The 13,068-nt window shown below is 63.9% G+C and carries 14 protein-coding genes; 9 read left to right on the forward strand and 5 right to left on the reverse strand.

Going from position 1 to position 13,068, the window contains the following annotated elements; genetic code table 11:
* Positions 1 to 18: 18 nt before the first annotated feature.
* Both AC1DKQ_RS15545 and AC1DKQ_RS15550 read left to right on the forward strand, forming a co-directional pair.
* The gene (locus AC1DKQ_RS15545; protein WP_476885251.1) at positions 19 to 1,110 is read left to right on the forward strand and encodes a type I restriction endonuclease; all 1,092 of its coding nucleotides are present in this window, start codon (positions 19 to 21) and stop codon (positions 1,108 to 1,110) included.
* A complete protein-coding gene (locus tag AC1DKQ_RS15550; RefSeq protein WP_476885250.1) occupies positions 1,107 to 1,775 on the forward strand; it encodes a hypothetical protein in 669 nt (222 codons plus the stop codon). The genes AC1DKQ_RS15545 and AC1DKQ_RS15550 overlap by 4 nt, the downstream gene beginning before the upstream one ends.
* A 71-nt stretch (positions 1,776 to 1,846) precedes the next feature.
* Here AC1DKQ_RS15550 and AC1DKQ_RS15555 read toward each other — a convergent pair whose 3' ends face one another.
* Complete coding sequence (locus AC1DKQ_RS15555; protein WP_476885366.1) at positions 1,847 to 2,626, reverse strand: SDR family NAD(P)-dependent oxidoreductase; 780 nt, start codon at positions 2,624 to 2,626, stop codon at positions 1,847 to 1,849.
* Between the two features lie 83 nt (positions 2,627 to 2,709).
* On the opposite strand from AC1DKQ_RS15555, the gene AC1DKQ_RS15560 reads away from it, so the two are divergent.
* Complete coding sequence (locus AC1DKQ_RS15560) at positions 2,710 to 3,315, forward strand: TetR family transcriptional regulator (RefSeq protein WP_476885249.1); 606 nt, start codon at positions 2,710 to 2,712, stop codon at positions 3,313 to 3,315.
* Between the two features lie 128 nt (positions 3,316 to 3,443).
* Complete coding sequence (locus tag AC1DKQ_RS15565; protein ID WP_476919513.1) at positions 3,444 to 3,746, forward strand: putative quinol monooxygenase; 303 nt, start codon at positions 3,444 to 3,446, stop codon at positions 3,744 to 3,746.
* Here the strand turns inward: AC1DKQ_RS15565 and mmuM are convergent.
* Positions 3,721 to 4,713, reverse strand: a complete 993-nt coding sequence (gene mmuM / locus AC1DKQ_RS15570; protein WP_476919514.1) for a homocysteine S-methyltransferase — start codon at positions 4,711 to 4,713, stop codon at positions 3,721 to 3,723. The two genes, AC1DKQ_RS15565 and mmuM, sit on opposite strands and share 26 nt — an antisense overlap.
* A gap of 116 nt (positions 4,714 to 4,829) precedes the next feature.
* Here mmuM and AC1DKQ_RS15575 point away from each other — a divergent pair, with 116 nt between their 5' ends.
* The 3 genes from AC1DKQ_RS15575 to AC1DKQ_RS15585 are packed head-to-tail and all read left to right on the forward strand — an operon-like array spanning position 4,830 to position 6,837.
* Positions 4,830 to 5,279, forward strand: a complete 450-nt coding sequence (locus AC1DKQ_RS15575) for a hypothetical protein (RefSeq protein WP_476885246.1) — start codon at positions 4,830 to 4,832, stop codon at positions 5,277 to 5,279.
* Positions 5,276 to 6,028: a cyclase family protein gene (locus tag AC1DKQ_RS15580; RefSeq protein WP_476885245.1), complete on the forward strand. Its 753-nt coding sequence runs from the start codon at positions 5,276 to 5,278 to the stop codon at positions 6,026 to 6,028. Before AC1DKQ_RS15575 ends, AC1DKQ_RS15580 begins: the two co-directional genes overlap by 4 nt.
* A gap of 32 nt (positions 6,029 to 6,060) precedes the next feature.
* Complete coding sequence (locus AC1DKQ_RS15585; RefSeq protein ID WP_476885244.1) at positions 6,061 to 6,837, forward strand: IclR family transcriptional regulator; 777 nt, start codon at positions 6,061 to 6,063, stop codon at positions 6,835 to 6,837.
* On the opposite strand, the gene AC1DKQ_RS15590 is transcribed toward AC1DKQ_RS15585, so the two are convergent.
* The 3 genes from AC1DKQ_RS15590 to AC1DKQ_RS15600 are packed head-to-tail and all read right to left on the reverse strand — an operon-like array spanning position 6,834 to position 10,298.
* On the reverse strand, positions 6,834 to 7,634 hold the full coding sequence (locus AC1DKQ_RS15590) for an IclR family transcriptional regulator (RefSeq protein WP_476885243.1): 801 nt from the start codon (positions 7,632 to 7,634) through the stop codon (positions 6,834 to 6,836). The two genes, AC1DKQ_RS15585 and AC1DKQ_RS15590, sit on opposite strands and share 4 nt — an antisense overlap.
* A gap of 37 nt (positions 7,635 to 7,671) precedes the next feature.
* Positions 7,672 to 8,835: an alanine racemase gene (gene alr, locus AC1DKQ_RS15595; RefSeq protein ID WP_476919515.1), complete on the reverse strand. Its 1,164-nt coding sequence runs from the start codon at positions 8,833 to 8,835 to the stop codon at positions 7,672 to 7,674.
* A complete protein-coding gene (locus tag AC1DKQ_RS15600; protein ID WP_476919516.1) occupies positions 8,832 to 10,298 on the reverse strand; it encodes an amino acid permease in 1,467 nt (488 codons plus the stop codon). The genes alr and AC1DKQ_RS15600 overlap by 4 nt, the downstream gene beginning before the upstream one ends.
* A gap of 302 nt (positions 10,299 to 10,600) precedes the next feature.
* Here AC1DKQ_RS15600 and AC1DKQ_RS15605 point away from each other — a divergent pair, with 302 nt between their 5' ends.
* Both AC1DKQ_RS15605 and AC1DKQ_RS15610 read left to right on the forward strand, forming a co-directional pair.
* The gene (locus tag AC1DKQ_RS15605) at positions 10,601 to 11,653 is read left to right on the forward strand and encodes a homoserine dehydrogenase (protein ID WP_476885241.1); all 1,053 of its coding nucleotides are present in this window, start codon (positions 10,601 to 10,603) and stop codon (positions 11,651 to 11,653) included.
* Entirely contained in the window at positions 11,646 to 13,061 is a 1,416-nt protein-coding gene (locus tag AC1DKQ_RS15610; protein ID WP_476885240.1) for an aldehyde dehydrogenase family protein, read from the forward strand. Before AC1DKQ_RS15605 ends, AC1DKQ_RS15610 begins: the two co-directional genes overlap by 8 nt.
* Positions 13,062 to 13,068: the final 7 nt, after the last annotated feature.

The raw sequence follows: 13,068 nt of genomic DNA on the forward strand, positions 1-13,068 counted from the left end.
CAATTCTTAGGGGGACAAATGGAGTTTGCAGAAAAACTTTCGGCTTTGGCAGCAAAGGTGCGCCAACAGCGGGGTGTGATCCAAACGGAAGAGGCAACCAAGAATGCCTTCGTCATGCCTTTCATTTCCACAATTCTTGGCTATGACGTCTTCAATCCCATGGAAGTCGTTCCGGAGTTCATCGCGGATGTTGGGCTCAAGAAGGGCGAGAAGATCGACTATGCGATCGTCAAGGACGGTGAGGTCCAGATCCTGATCGAGTGCAAGAAGTCCACGGAACCGGTGAAAATCGAGCACGCATCCCAGCTCTTCCGGTACTTTGCCGTGACTAACGCTAGGATCGCAATCCTGACGAACGGCGAGGTGTACCAGTTCTTCACAGACCTCGACGCTCCGAACCGCATGGACGCCAAGCCGTTCCTTGTTCTCGACCTGAGCGACATCGACGAATCCCTCATACCCGAGCTTCAAAAACTGTCCAAGGACGTATTTGATCTCGACTCGATCATCAGCGCGGCCGGCGAACTGAAATACATCGGTGAACTCAAGAGGACCCTGGCGGCTCAATTCAAGGAGCCGGAGGACGAATGGGTTAAGTTCCTCACCGGTCGCGTGTATTCGGGTCCCTACACCCAGAAGGTGCGCGAGCAGTTCACCGCGTTGGTGACCAAAGCGTCCAAGCAGTTCCTGAACGACCAGGTCAACGAGCGGCTGAAGAAGGCCCTCGGCGGCGCGGCCTTCCCGCAAAATGAGGACGTGACAGTGGCTGCCACCGTCACCAGCGCACCTGTGGCCGAAGCGGATCTGGCCGAGGCAGACGGCTTGGAGACAACACTGGAGGAAATCGAGGGATATCAGATCGTGCGGGCCATCGTCTGCAGCGAGGTCAAGCCCGCTCGGGTGGTGCAGAGGGACGCAAAGTCCTATTTCGCGGTCCTGCTGGACGACAACAACCGCAAGCCGATCGCGCGCTTGCACTTCAACCGTACCCAGAAGTACATCGGCATTTTCGACGACAACAAAGAAGAGACACGGGTGCCCATTAGCTCGCTGGAAGAGATCTACGAGCACACGGAAGCCCTCCGCGCGAGCGTAAAGAGCTACCTGTGAACGCGACCGCTCCCGACCTCGACCGGCTCCTCATCGCTATCGCGGCTATGCCGACGCCCTGGAAGAAATGGCCCGGCGGTTACAAGCGCATCGATTCGGCATTGGTCGATGCGGTCATGTCGATCCGTTTCCGATACGGGAGGGAACGTCAAGACGGGTCCTGGACGGGAGCCCGGGGCGCCGTTCTGCGATACGAGAAGCACTCGGAGCACGTCGCCGCCTCAGAGCGGATGCGCCACCTGGCGGGACAGGACCCGGTTGCACTCGAAAAGATTCTGAATCGCCAGAAAGTGCATGCCGGAAAGACCAAGGCTTTTGCCATCGTGGAATCTGCAAAGCGCTTCGCTGCCATTGGGGTCACCGAGCCAGCGCACCTGAGTCCCGACGACGCTAATCACAGGACTCAGTACACAGGAGTGTCGGGCCTCGGCCCTGTTACGTGGGAATACTTCACAATGCTTCTGAGCCATGATGGCGTGAAGGCAGACACTTGGATCACTGAGTTCGTGGGGCGCGCGGTCCAGCGACGAGTGAGTTCAAAATTTGCCGCCTCCCTCGTCAAGGCGGCTGCCGAGAAACTCGGCGTTGGGCAGAAAGAACTCGACCACGCCATTTGGAGCTGCGCCAGCACGACAGGTTTGAAGGACATGCCCGAATTACCCTGAGCCTCCGAGGCAGGACGTAACGGACGACGGCGGGGCTTCCCGCCGTCGTCCGCTTGCGTTTGGCGCGGTGCTTACAGCGCGGACCAGCCGCCGTCGGAGGCGAGGATGGCGCCGTTGATGTTGGTGCCGTCGTCGCTGAGCAGGAAGGTGATGGAGGCGGCGAGCTGCGCCGCGGTGGCGGGTGTGGGGACGGTGGCTTGCATCAGCGGGCCGAGGCGTTCGGCCGCGAGCTGGGATCCCCAGTTGGCCACGATGTTGGTGATGGTGGGGCCGGGGGCCACGGCGTTGAAGCGCAGGCCCTTGGGCCTGTACATGACGGCCGAGTTCTTGGTCAGGCCGACGACGGCGTGCTTGGACGCGGTGTAGGCGGCGCCGGCGGCGGACCCGCGCAGGCCGGCCTCGGAGGCGACGTTGACCACGGAGCCGGTGCCGGCGTCCAGCATCAGCGGCACCACGGCGCGGGTCAGGCGCATGAAAGCGGTGACGTTGATCCGGAAGACGCGGTCCCAGAGGTCGTCGTCCACCTCGTGGATCGGGGCGAAGTTGTCCATGATGCCGGCGACGTTCGCCAGGGCGTCCACCCGTCCGCCGGCGGCTGCGACGACGGCGGCGACGGTCTCCTCGGTGGAGATGTCACCGGCCACGGGAACCAGGTCCAAGCCCGCGTTCTCGGCCACGAGGTCATCCAGGCGTTCCTTGCTGATGTCGGCGGCAATGACGCGGCCGCCTTCCTTGGCGATGCGCAGCGCAGTGGCCTGGCCGATGCCCGAGGCGGCACCGGTGACGACGACGATCTTGCCCGCGAATCGGCCGTTGGTGGTGGCTTCCTGCCATGATGCTTCGGTGCCCATGATGCCCTTCCAGACGTTGCTGACGGTGATGCGGTCCACGTTATGACACTCTGTGTCATTATGGAAGGGTGAATACTGGTGGGATGCCTTCGGATGCTGTGAAGACCGCCGTTCCGCGCCCCGCCGGGCGGCCGGCGACGATTGATCCCGACGCCGTGGCCGCCATCGCGCTGCGGCTGTTCGCCGAGCGCGGCTACGAGCAGACCTCCATGGAGGACATCGCGCGCGAAGCGGGGATCGGGCGCAAGAGCCTGTACCGCTATTTCGCCAGCAAGGCCGAACTCGTCTGGGGCGGCATGGAACCGGTAATCGAGGCCTCCGGCCGGGTTCTGGCGTCAGCCCGCGGTGATGGTTCGACCGACGGCGACATCCTGGCAGCGCTGCGGGAGGCGGCTGTCGCCGGAGTTGCTGTCCTGCCGGATCTGGCCGTCACGCGCGGCCGGCTGAGGCTGATCGCCGAACACCCCGAGCTGGCCAGCCGGAGCTACGAGTCCCTGTCGCCGCAGCGGGAGCGGGCCCGGGCGTATCTGGTTTCGGCCGGCGTCCGCGACGACGTTGCTGTGTATCTGTGCGCCGCGCTGATCGGGGCGACGTTCGAGGCCTGGATGCAGTGGGCCGCCGGGACGGATCCGGATCCGGCGCCGTATTTGGTGGCGGCCGTGGGGGTGCTGCGGGTGCCGGAGCCGTAGATCGCCGTCCCACGCAGCCGAATTGGCGCTAAGTTCCGAAATAGGACTGCACGATTGACGTTTCTGCCCGCTCAGCGTTCGGCTTTGCGGGCAGAGTGAAAGTCGCAGCGTCCTACTACGGTAGGGCTATGACCTTTGCGAATGTGGGAACGCTCGGCGCTGTCTCAGGTAAGCGCGACGAGTTGGTGCGCCACCTGACTCAGCGCAGCGAGACCCTCCAACAGATCGGCTGCCTTGCTTACGAGGTTGGAGTGAACGACGACGACCCGGACACCGTGTTTGTACTGGAACTGTGGGAGAACGAGGAGGCGCATCAGTCTTCCCTCGCGTTGCCGGAGGTCCAGGCATCCATCACGGTCGCACGCCCGCTACTGTCCGGTACGTTCGGAGGGTTTCGATTCAACGTTATGGGGTCGCCACTTCGCGACTGACGCGAACCGCTGACAGCCTTGCCACGGCGGCAATGTCCCGCGGCGTCGTCCGGCAGCACCCTCCAACAATCCGGGCACCGAGGCCACGCCAGGCGCGGGCCTCTGCCGCAAGGCTTGGAAGCTGGTTGCTACCGGAGCCCGCGGCGCCGTCCGGCGCCGGGGCCGGATCCCACGTCTTGCTCACCGCGTCATAGCATTCCCCCGAATTCGGATAGGCGATCAGTGGCGTCCGGGTGGCGCTCCGTAGGGCCCCAAGTGCGGGTGTAACCAACTCCAACGGCACACAATTCACCCCGATGGCTGCCACGTGCGGGTGCCCTGCACAGAGCCCGGCGACACCGGCCAGGGGCGTGCCGTCACTGATATGCCCACCATCCCGGAGCGTGAAGGAGAACCACGACTCGACGTCGAACTCCTCCACAAGGCCCAGGAGGGCCTCGGCCTCCGGAAGCGAGGGCAGCGTCTCGCACGCCAGAAAATCGACTCCGGCCTCCACCAACGCCGCAATCCGGGGACGGTGGAAATCCATGAAACCGCTCTTGCCGAGGTCGTATTCGCCCCGGTACTCGGATCCGTCCGCGAGGTAGGCGCCGTAGGGACCCACCGACCCGGCAATCAACAACGGGCCAGCATCCGGGTTTTCGTCCAGGTGCTCGCGGCGCGCCTCGTCGGCCAGGCGCACACTTAGCGCGACCAACTCCAGGGCTTTGGCCTCGCCAATGCCGCGCTGTTTGAATCCCTGGGGCGTGGCCTGGTAGCTCGCCGTGATGGCGACAGCCGCGCCGGCGCGGAAGTAATCGCGGTGCACCTGCCTGATCAGGTCCGGCTGTTCGAAAAGGACCTTGGCCGACCACAGCGGATCCGCCAAATCACATCCGCGCGCTTCAAGCTCAGTGGCGAGCGCGCCGTCCGCCACCAGGTCTTCACCGGCGTTGAGCGCGCGGGACAGCTTTGCGTTGCTGGGCATTCTCCAGTCCTTTATGTTGGTCATAATAAGCATTTCCAAATGCTTGTAATGATCATCACTATATGCCACGATGGCAGTCAAACAATCCGCTAGAACGGCAAAGAAGAGGCATTCCCTTGAACATTGAGATGAAGTCCGTACGCAAGCTGCGCGTGCATTGGCCCATAGCGTCAGAGAGCTTTGCCCGGCTCGCGAAGGGTGAAACCGAGGCCTTCCAGGATGACCAGGGCATCGTGGCCCTGCTCCAGGCATTGGCCGCATCCCCGGAATTGGGCGATTTCGGAAATTACAGGCACGTCTTTGAGTCCGGCGTGGGCTTCGAAGGCTTCACCGTGACGGAGGGAGCCAATCCCACGCTGGGGCAGGTGGGCCAGCGGACCATTTCGACCACCTTCGTCCTCACAACCTACTTCGACGCTGCCCTGGATGACGCTGCAGTGGACCGGTTCGTGCGCCGCATTGTGGAAATCCACCCTTGGGAAGTGCCGGTCATCGAACTGTCCGGCCCTATAGGCGTCTCCAGCACCACCTTGGCGGCAGCCTTCGAGAACGAGGCCGCGTCATGATTGAAACCACCACGACCGGACTTTGGGCCGACCTGCAGCCGCTACTTGCCGGACGGACGTTTACCGACTTGACGCACGCTTTCCATCCTGGCCAGCCGCACTTCCCGGCTTTCCCGGACGAGATCCGGGAAGCCGTGTACGACCTCGAGAAGGGCGACGGTTTCACCGCCCACCGCTATTCGATCGTCGGACAGTGGGGAACGCATGTTGATCCCCCTTCGCACTTCATCCGCGGGGGCCGCACCTTGGACCAGATTCCCGTGCAGGACATGGTCCTGCCTCTGGTCGTCCTGGACATCACGGACCGAGTCAGCGCCGATGCCGATGCCAGCCCCACGATCGAAGATGTTCAGGCGTGGGAGAACCGCAACGGCACCGTCCCGGCCAGCTCTTTTGTGGCCCTGCGGACCGGGTGGAGCCGACGCTGGCCTGACGCGGACGCCATGGCAAACAGGGACGGCGAGGGCATCAGCCACACTCCGGGCTGGTCCCAGGAAGTTCTTACCTTCCTGCTGGAACAGCGGTCGGTTGCGGCTGTCGGCCATGAACAGACGGACACCGATCCAGGACTGGCCACTTCCCGCCAGGACTTCAGCCTGGAGACCTACGTTCTGGCGAAGAACCGCTGGCAGATCGAGCTGCTGGCGAACCTGGACGGACTTCCCGAAGCGGGAGCTGCACTTATTGCGACTTGGCCGAAGCCCCTGCAGGGCAGCGGCTTTCCTGCTCGGGTCTTTGCCATCTCCTAAGACGGGTCCGTCCGGCGGCTAGAATCGGATCCATGTCCAAGACATCCAGTATGGGACGCGGAATTATGGCCGTCCTTGCGGTTGGCGCCCGCAACGCAAGAGGCCTTCCCGGCGGAACAGTCGCTGACATAGCTGCCGACCTGGGCAAAGACCGCAGCCAGGTTTCGCGAAGTCTGCGGGGAGCGCAAGAGGAAGGCTTTCTGGAACGCCGGGATCAGCGGTCTTACGAACTGGGCTGGTCGCTCTTTACGGACGCCCAGATGTTGACGGAGCAGCGGCTGCAGACCGACGGCGCTACCGCCTTGGAGGGCCTTGCCGGCGAGACGGATGAAGGCTGTTTCCTGGGGGTGCTCAGCGGAGACAGCACGGTGACTATCGGCGAACGCGTACCGGCCAGCAGCAACATGGTCGGCTCGTGGCTGGGCCGGCCGTACCCCGCTTACTGCAGTGATGCCGGCCAGGCCCTTCTGTGGCAGGCATCGGACGCCGAGGTCCGGACCGTGCTCGCGGCCGCTTCATTCGTTCGCCACGGACCCAACACGCCGGGGGACGTCGAGGACTTCCTGACACGGCTGCACGACGCGCGGGCGCGGGGGTACTCCATCGTCGATGAGGAGGCCGAGCCCGGACTCTATTCCCTGGCCGTTCCGATCCGGGATTTCAAGGGCGACGTGGTGTCTGCGCTGCAGGTCGTCGGGCCCAAAACGCGCCTGGCACCGCGGCGTGAGCTGTGCGCCGCGGCTCTTGTGTCGTGGGGAAAGTGGCTTGAGTCGGCGCTGGGTCACGCGTTGCCGCAGGAGCAGGCCTAGCCGGGCAACGCTTTTTGGCCGGCATTGTCCCGGGTAATGCGGTCACAGGACCCCAGCCGGTCCGCGGCTTCCGTCAGGGCCTTGGCAAGGCGCTTGATACTTGGTTCAATCTGGGGCCGGGCGCCCAGGACGCTGAGCGAGGCGAGAATCGTTCCTTGCGGGTTGCGGACGGGCACCGCCAGTTCATAGACGCCGTGCTCGAATTCTTCAGCCGCCGCAATGAAGCCGCGGGGCCTGTCCCGCTCCATCAGTTCACAGACATCAGCCGGCGAATGCGCCGCGCCCGGGCCGCCGACGCCTATGAAGTTGACGTCGCTGAGCAGGTCCTGAATGGTCGTCTGTTCATGGTCCCAGAGCAGTGCGCGGCCGGATCCGGTGCACCACACGGGTGTCACCATGCCGGGCTTCACGAAGCTTCCGGGGAGCGCGTCATTGGTGGAAGTCCGCAGGAGGATGACACGGAAGCCTTCGCGGACGGAGATTCTGAATCTGAGGCCGAACCTGGCCACCAAGGCCTCCAACTCGGCCCTTGACGCGTGAACCCAGCCGGTGTTGAGCGACGCCGCCAGGGCGAAGAATCGCGGGCCTGTTCGGAACGGGCCCCTTTCGACACGTTCCAGCAGACCCAGTTCACACAATTCCTGAGTTATCCGGGAGACCCGGCTCTGTTCCATATCGAGCTCCGAGGCGAGTTGCGAAACGCCGAGAAGCCTCCTGCCCCACTTTTCCCGGTCCGCGACCAGGCGAACAATCCGCAGTCCTTGTGTCATGGACGACGATTCCGAGGAAGAATCCACTGTCAATGCTCCTTCCACCCGATAGCCACGCCTATTCTCACATGCCTTCGAGGCCGGCCAAGATGCGGCGTCCTCCCGCCCACACGGTGTAGAGGTCCGCGAGGATTGCCGAGTTCGCTGCTTCAAGCTCTGCGGGGGTGATTTCTTCGCTACCTTGCCGACCGAAAAGCACAACCTCGTCCCCGGGTGCGACGTCCGCTATGTCCGTGACGTCAACGACCATGGAATTCATTGAAACGAGGTCGACGACGGCGGCACGGCGGCCATGAACTAGCACGCTGCCTTGGCATGCCAGCGCCCGACGGTAGCCGTCGCCGTACCCTGCGGTCACCGATGCCAGCCTGGAGTCCCGCGTCAGGGTGCGCGTGAGCCCGTAGCCGACCTTGCTGCCGGCGGCATAGCTGTTGACGGAGGCAATCCGGGCCTTGAACGTCAGGCACCGTTGAAACCGCCCCGCGGCCGGATCCGAATCGCCGTACAGAACTGCCCCGGCACGGACCATGTCCAGCCAGGAGTCGGACACGTGCAGCGCGGCGTAGGAATTCGCGCAATGCAACAGGACGTCCTCCCGGGGAGTACCGGTGAGCTGGAGCAGGGCCATCGCCTGGCTTTGAAAGCGCAGCAGGACCTGTTCAATATGCCGGGTGCTGTCCTTGGGGAAGTGGGTCATGATCCCGGCCAGCTGGAGCCACCGGTGGCTGACGATTCCCGCCGCGCACGCCCGGCCGAGCGCGGTTGAGACGTCAAGGCTGTGCCTGCTCATCCCTGAAGAATTAATGTCGAGATGGATCCGAAGCGGCTTTCCCGCCTGGGCAGCGATGCTGCGCATCTCCCACGCGCTCTCCGGGTCGGCAACAAGTTCCTCGATGTCATGGTCCAGCCCGGCCCTTATCTCCTGTGGCGCCGCGGCACGGACGCGCAGGATCCGGCCCTCAAAGCCGCAGCGGCGCGCGAGGGCTGCCTCCTCATTGCTCCCGACTCCGACGAAAGGGACGTCAAGACGAACGAGGGACGGCAGCATCAGGTCAGCTCCATGGCCGTACGCATCGGACTTAACCACTGCGCACAGAAGCGCCCGGCCATCGATGATCGACAGGACGTCGCGGACATTTGTTTCGAAGGCGGCGGCGTCAATCTCCAGCCAGTTGCCGACGTTGTCGATCGAGCTGCCCACATACTGCATCAGGTTTTGTGATTTCATGTCTCTTCCGCAGGACGGCGTCGCGGCCGGGGACTCGGAGGTCCCCGGCGGCGCCCGTACTTGAAATAGAAGAAGGCGTAGCAGGCGCCCACAAAGGGGACTCCGAAGTACAGTGCCGCGATCTGGTTCGGGTCGAAGGCAATGCCGATGAGCGAAATCAGGCATAGCGCGAACGCCAGGATCGGCACCAGCGGGAACAGCGGGGCCCGGTAGGGAAGGGCAGAGACATTGCCGCCGTTCTTGACGAAGGCCCGCCGGTGGAAGAAGTGTGAGGCAACGATCGACATCCAGACCCCAACGACGGCGAACCCGGCCACCGACACTAGGGCCAGGTACACCGTCTCGGGAGCAATGACACTGCTGATCAGCGAGGCCAGGCCGCCCAGCATGCTGACGGAGAGCGCGATCATGGGGATGCCGCGCCGGGTCAACTTCTTCAGCGCACGCGGGGCGTGTCCCTCGTCGGCGAGCGAGTACAGCATCCGGGCACAGGAGAAGAGTCCGCTGTTTCCGGCCGACAACAGTGCCGTGATGATGACGAAGTTCATGATGTCGGCGGCGAAGGGAATGCCGATGGATGAGAACACTGTCACGAACGGACTTTCGTCCAGTCCGACCTGGTCAAACGGGACGGTTGCGGCGATGACCGCGATCGCCCCGACGAAGAAGATCAGCAGGCGCACGACCGTGCTGCGCATTGCTTTCGGGATGCTCCTGGCAGGATCTGCTGTCTCGCCTGCAGCTACACCGATGAGCTCGGATCCGGAAAAGGCGTAGAACACTGCAAGCGCTGTAACGAGGACACCCGTGAAGCCGTTCGGGAAGAGCCCGCCGGGGGTGTTGAAGTTCTCGAACATGCTGGGGTGGCTGCCGCCCTCGCTGAGCGGGTGGAAACCGATCAGCGCCGCGCCGCCCAGGACAATGAGGCCGATGATCGCCGCGACCTTGACGATGGCGAACCAGAATTCGGATTCGCCGAAGAACTTCGAAGAGACTGCATTGAGGCCAAACAAGACTGAGGCGAAGATGACGCACCAGACCCACACGTCAAGGCCCGGGAACCAGCGCTGCATGAGGAGACCTGAGGCGGTGAATTCGGACCCGATGGCTACCGCCCAGCAAAGCCAGTACAACCAGGCCGTGGCGAACCCGGTGGCGGGCCCGATCGAGCGCGCGGCGTAGATGTGGAAGGCGCCCGAGACCGGGTAGGCGATGGCAAGCTCGCCGAGGCACGCCATCACGAGGTACACCACGAAGGAGCCGATCAGATAGGCGATGACCGCACCGAGCGGCCCGGCCTGGGAAATCGTGTAGCCCGAGCTCAGGAACAGTCCGGATCCGATCACCCCGCCCATGGCGATCATGACCAGGTGCCGCGGTCCCATGGACCGCCGGAGTCCAGTCTCGGCCGACGGCGGGGCGGTGGGCTGTGGTTCCAGCTTGGTGGGTGTTGAGGATTCCATGGTGTCTCCCAGGTGAGTGGTCAGGTCAGATGCGAACGGTGCGCGTGAGCCTCGGGTCGAGGGGGCAACGGGTGGCTGCGGCTGAACAAGAGGATAGTGATGAAGGTAACACGGAATGACCTAACTGGTCATTAAAAACATTTAGACATGCATATGTTGCACGCGTGTTACCTCGGGCCGTGCATGTCGAATCGACATGCAGATGGTCAATTCGCCCCGTTCTTCGGTCAGAATCACATGCCCTGACTGACATGGAATGCGGTCAACATTGGGGGACCAATGTAATTGACTGAAGGAGCACCATGACCACCTATGACATTGCGCTGATCGGCTTCGGCGGCGTTAACAGGACCCTGGCCGAACTGATCGCGACACGCGGCGAGGCCCTTCGCGCCGATCTGGGATTTGGCCTGCGGGTAGTGGCCATCACCGATCTTCGCCTCGGATCCCTGGTCCGGCCTGAGGGCATTGACCTCACCATGGCCCTGAACCTGGGCGGCGGGAGTGACACCTTCGCCATGCACGGCGGAACCGCGGACACCAATAACGAATCGGTCATCCGCACGTGCACCGCCGACATCATCTGCGAGGCCACCTACACGAACCCCGAAGACGGCGAGCCTGCCGTGTCCCACGTCCGGTGGGCGCTCGAGTCCGGCAAGAGCGTGTGCACCACGAACAAGGGCCCGGTTGCCCTCCGCGGCGCCGAACTGACCTCACTGGCCGAACAGAACGGCGTGCACTTCGAGTTCGAAGGCGCCGTCATGAGCGGCACGCCTGTCATCCGCTTGGCGAAGAAGATGTTCTCCGGCCTGAAGCTGAATGGTTTCGAAGGCATCCTCAACGGCACCAGCAACTACGTGCTCGGACGAATGGAAGCCGGCCTGGACTACGATGCGGCCGTTCGCGAGGCGCAGGAACTGGGCTACGCCGAGGCAAACCCCGCGGCAGATGTCGAGGGCTACGACGTCCAGCTCAAGGTCCTGATCCTCGCCAACGAACTGCTCGACGCCGGCATCGAGCTCAAGGATGTTCAGCGGCAGGGGATCTCGACGGTGACGGCCGACGATATCCGTAAGGCCTCCCGGGCGGGACGCCGCTGGAAGCTCGTCGGTTCAGCACGGCGGAACCCGGACGGGACCGTAACAGCAGGTGTGACCCCCGTCGAGCTCCCCCTCGACCACGGGCTGGCCGGCGTTTCGGGAGCGACGAACGCCGTCGCCTTCGAAACAGACCTCCTGGGCCAGGTCACGGTCTCGGGACCGGGAGCCGGCCGCGTGGAGACTGCCTACGCCCTGCTCTCTGACATCATCGCCATGCACGCAGCCAAGACGGGAGCCGTTGCACATGTCTGAGTCAACGCTGTGCCGCATGGAAACGGCGCTGTCGCAGCACTTCCGTGAGGTGACAAGCCCCTACGACGGCCGCGTCGTCGGTTCGGTTCCGCTGACGGCCGCCGCCGCCGGCGGAGCCGTGCTCGAGGCGGCCCGCTCCGGTGCACGGAAGGCACAGGCCTTGTCCCGCAACGCGCGCGGAAAGATTCTTGACGCCGCGGCGACGGACATCGAACACCGGATCGAGGAGTTCGCCCGGACCATCGTGGCCGAGTCCGGAAAAACCATCCGGCAGGCACGGAAGGAAGTCCTGCGGGCCGTCAACACCCTCCGTCTCTCCGCGGCCGAGGCCCGCAGTAACGCCGGCGAAGTCATCCCATTTGACTCGTATGAGGGCTCGGAGGACCGGACCGGCTGGTACTCGCGGGAGCCGCTGGGCATCATTGCCGCGATCACGCCCTTCAACGACCCGCTCAACCTGGTGGCGCACAAGATCGGACCGGCCATTGCCGGAGGAAACGCCGTCATCCTCAAGCCCTCCGCCCTGACTCCCCTGTCGGCACAGCTGCTCACGGAGGCGCTTGTGGACGCAGGACTCCCGTCCGACGTCCTCGTTGTGGTGCACGGCGGCCGGGACGTGGCCGAAACAATCATCGCGTCCCGGGACGTGCGAATGGTGTCCTTCACCGGCGGATTCTCCACCGGCGAAAGCATCGCCCGTACCGCCGGCCTGAAGAAGCTTTCCATGGACCTTGGCGGAAACGCGCCGGTGATCGTCCTGCACGACGCCGACCTTGAGGAGGCCGTGGAATCCTGCGTCTCCGGAGCGTTCTGGGCCGCCGGGCAGAACTGCGTGGGGGTGCAGCGGATTCTCGTGGCTACCCCGCTGTACGCAGAGTTCCGGCAGCGGTTCCTGGCTGCAACGGCCCGCTTGGTGGTCGGCGACCCGTCGGACGAGCGGACGGACGTCGGGCCGATGATCAGCCCCGCCGCATTGCACGAACTCCGGACCAAGCTGGACGAGGCCGTCGGCGCCGGCGCCGTACTTCTCACTGGCAACGTGGCGGACGGCAACGTGCTTCAGCCGACCGTCCTAGAAGCCGTCCCGGCGGACAGCAGGCTGTGGACCGAGGAAGTGTTCGGGCCCGTCGTCATGCTCCGTGCTTTCGACACCTTTGAGGAAGCCATCGACGTGGCGAATGCCATCGAGTTCAGCCTCCACGCAGGCATTTTCACGGACTCCCTGAGCAACGCCATGGACGCTGCACGCCGGCTGGAAGCAGGCGGCGTCATGATCAACGATTCATCGGACTACCGGTTCGACGGCATGCCGTTCGGGGGTGCCAAATACGGGAGCATGGGCCGGGAAGGCGTCCGCTTCGCCTACGAAGAAATGACCCAACCGAAAGTCATTTGCATCAAGAACTAAGGGCACG

Source organism: Arthrobacter sp. 05L421 (assembly GCF_056397785.1).

Bases quoted from the DNA above. Each gene is read 5' to 3' on its own strand.
- mmuM (WP_476919514.1), bottom strand. From the start codon at position 4,713: ATGCCCAGCAACGCAAAGCTGTCCCGCGCGCTCAACGCCGGTGAAGAC.
- AC1DKQ_RS15605 (WP_476885241.1), top strand. From the start codon at position 10,601: ATGACCACCTATGACATTGCGCTGATCGGCTTCGGCGGCGTTAACAGG.
- AC1DKQ_RS15555 (WP_476885366.1), bottom strand. From the start codon at position 2,626: ATGGGCACCGAAGCATCATGGCAGGAAGCCACCACCAACGGCCGATTC.
- AC1DKQ_RS15565 (WP_476919513.1), top strand. From the start codon at position 3,444: ATGACCTTTGCGAATGTGGGAACGCTCGGCGCTGTCTCAGGTAAGCGC.
- AC1DKQ_RS15545 (WP_476885251.1), top strand. From the start codon at position 19: ATGGAGTTTGCAGAAAAACTTTCGGCTTTGGCAGCAAAGGTGCGCCAA.
- AC1DKQ_RS15560 (WP_476885249.1), top strand. From the start codon at position 2,710: ATGCCTTCGGATGCTGTGAAGACCGCCGTTCCGCGCCCCGCCGGGCGG.
- AC1DKQ_RS15585 (WP_476885244.1), top strand. From the start codon at position 6,061: ATGTCCAAGACATCCAGTATGGGACGCGGAATTATGGCCGTCCTTGCG.
- AC1DKQ_RS15600 (WP_476919516.1), bottom strand. From the start codon at position 10,298: ATGGAATCCTCAACACCCACCAAGCTGGAACCACAGCCCACCGCCCCG.
- AC1DKQ_RS15610 (WP_476885240.1), top strand. From the start codon at position 11,646: ATGTCTGAGTCAACGCTGTGCCGCATGGAAACGGCGCTGTCGCAGCAC.
- AC1DKQ_RS15580 (WP_476885245.1), top strand. From the start codon at position 5,276: ATGATTGAAACCACCACGACCGGACTTTGGGCCGACCTGCAGCCGCTA.
- alr (WP_476919515.1), bottom strand. From the start codon at position 8,835: ATGAAATCACAAAACCTGATGCAGTATGTGGGCAGCTCGATCGACAAC.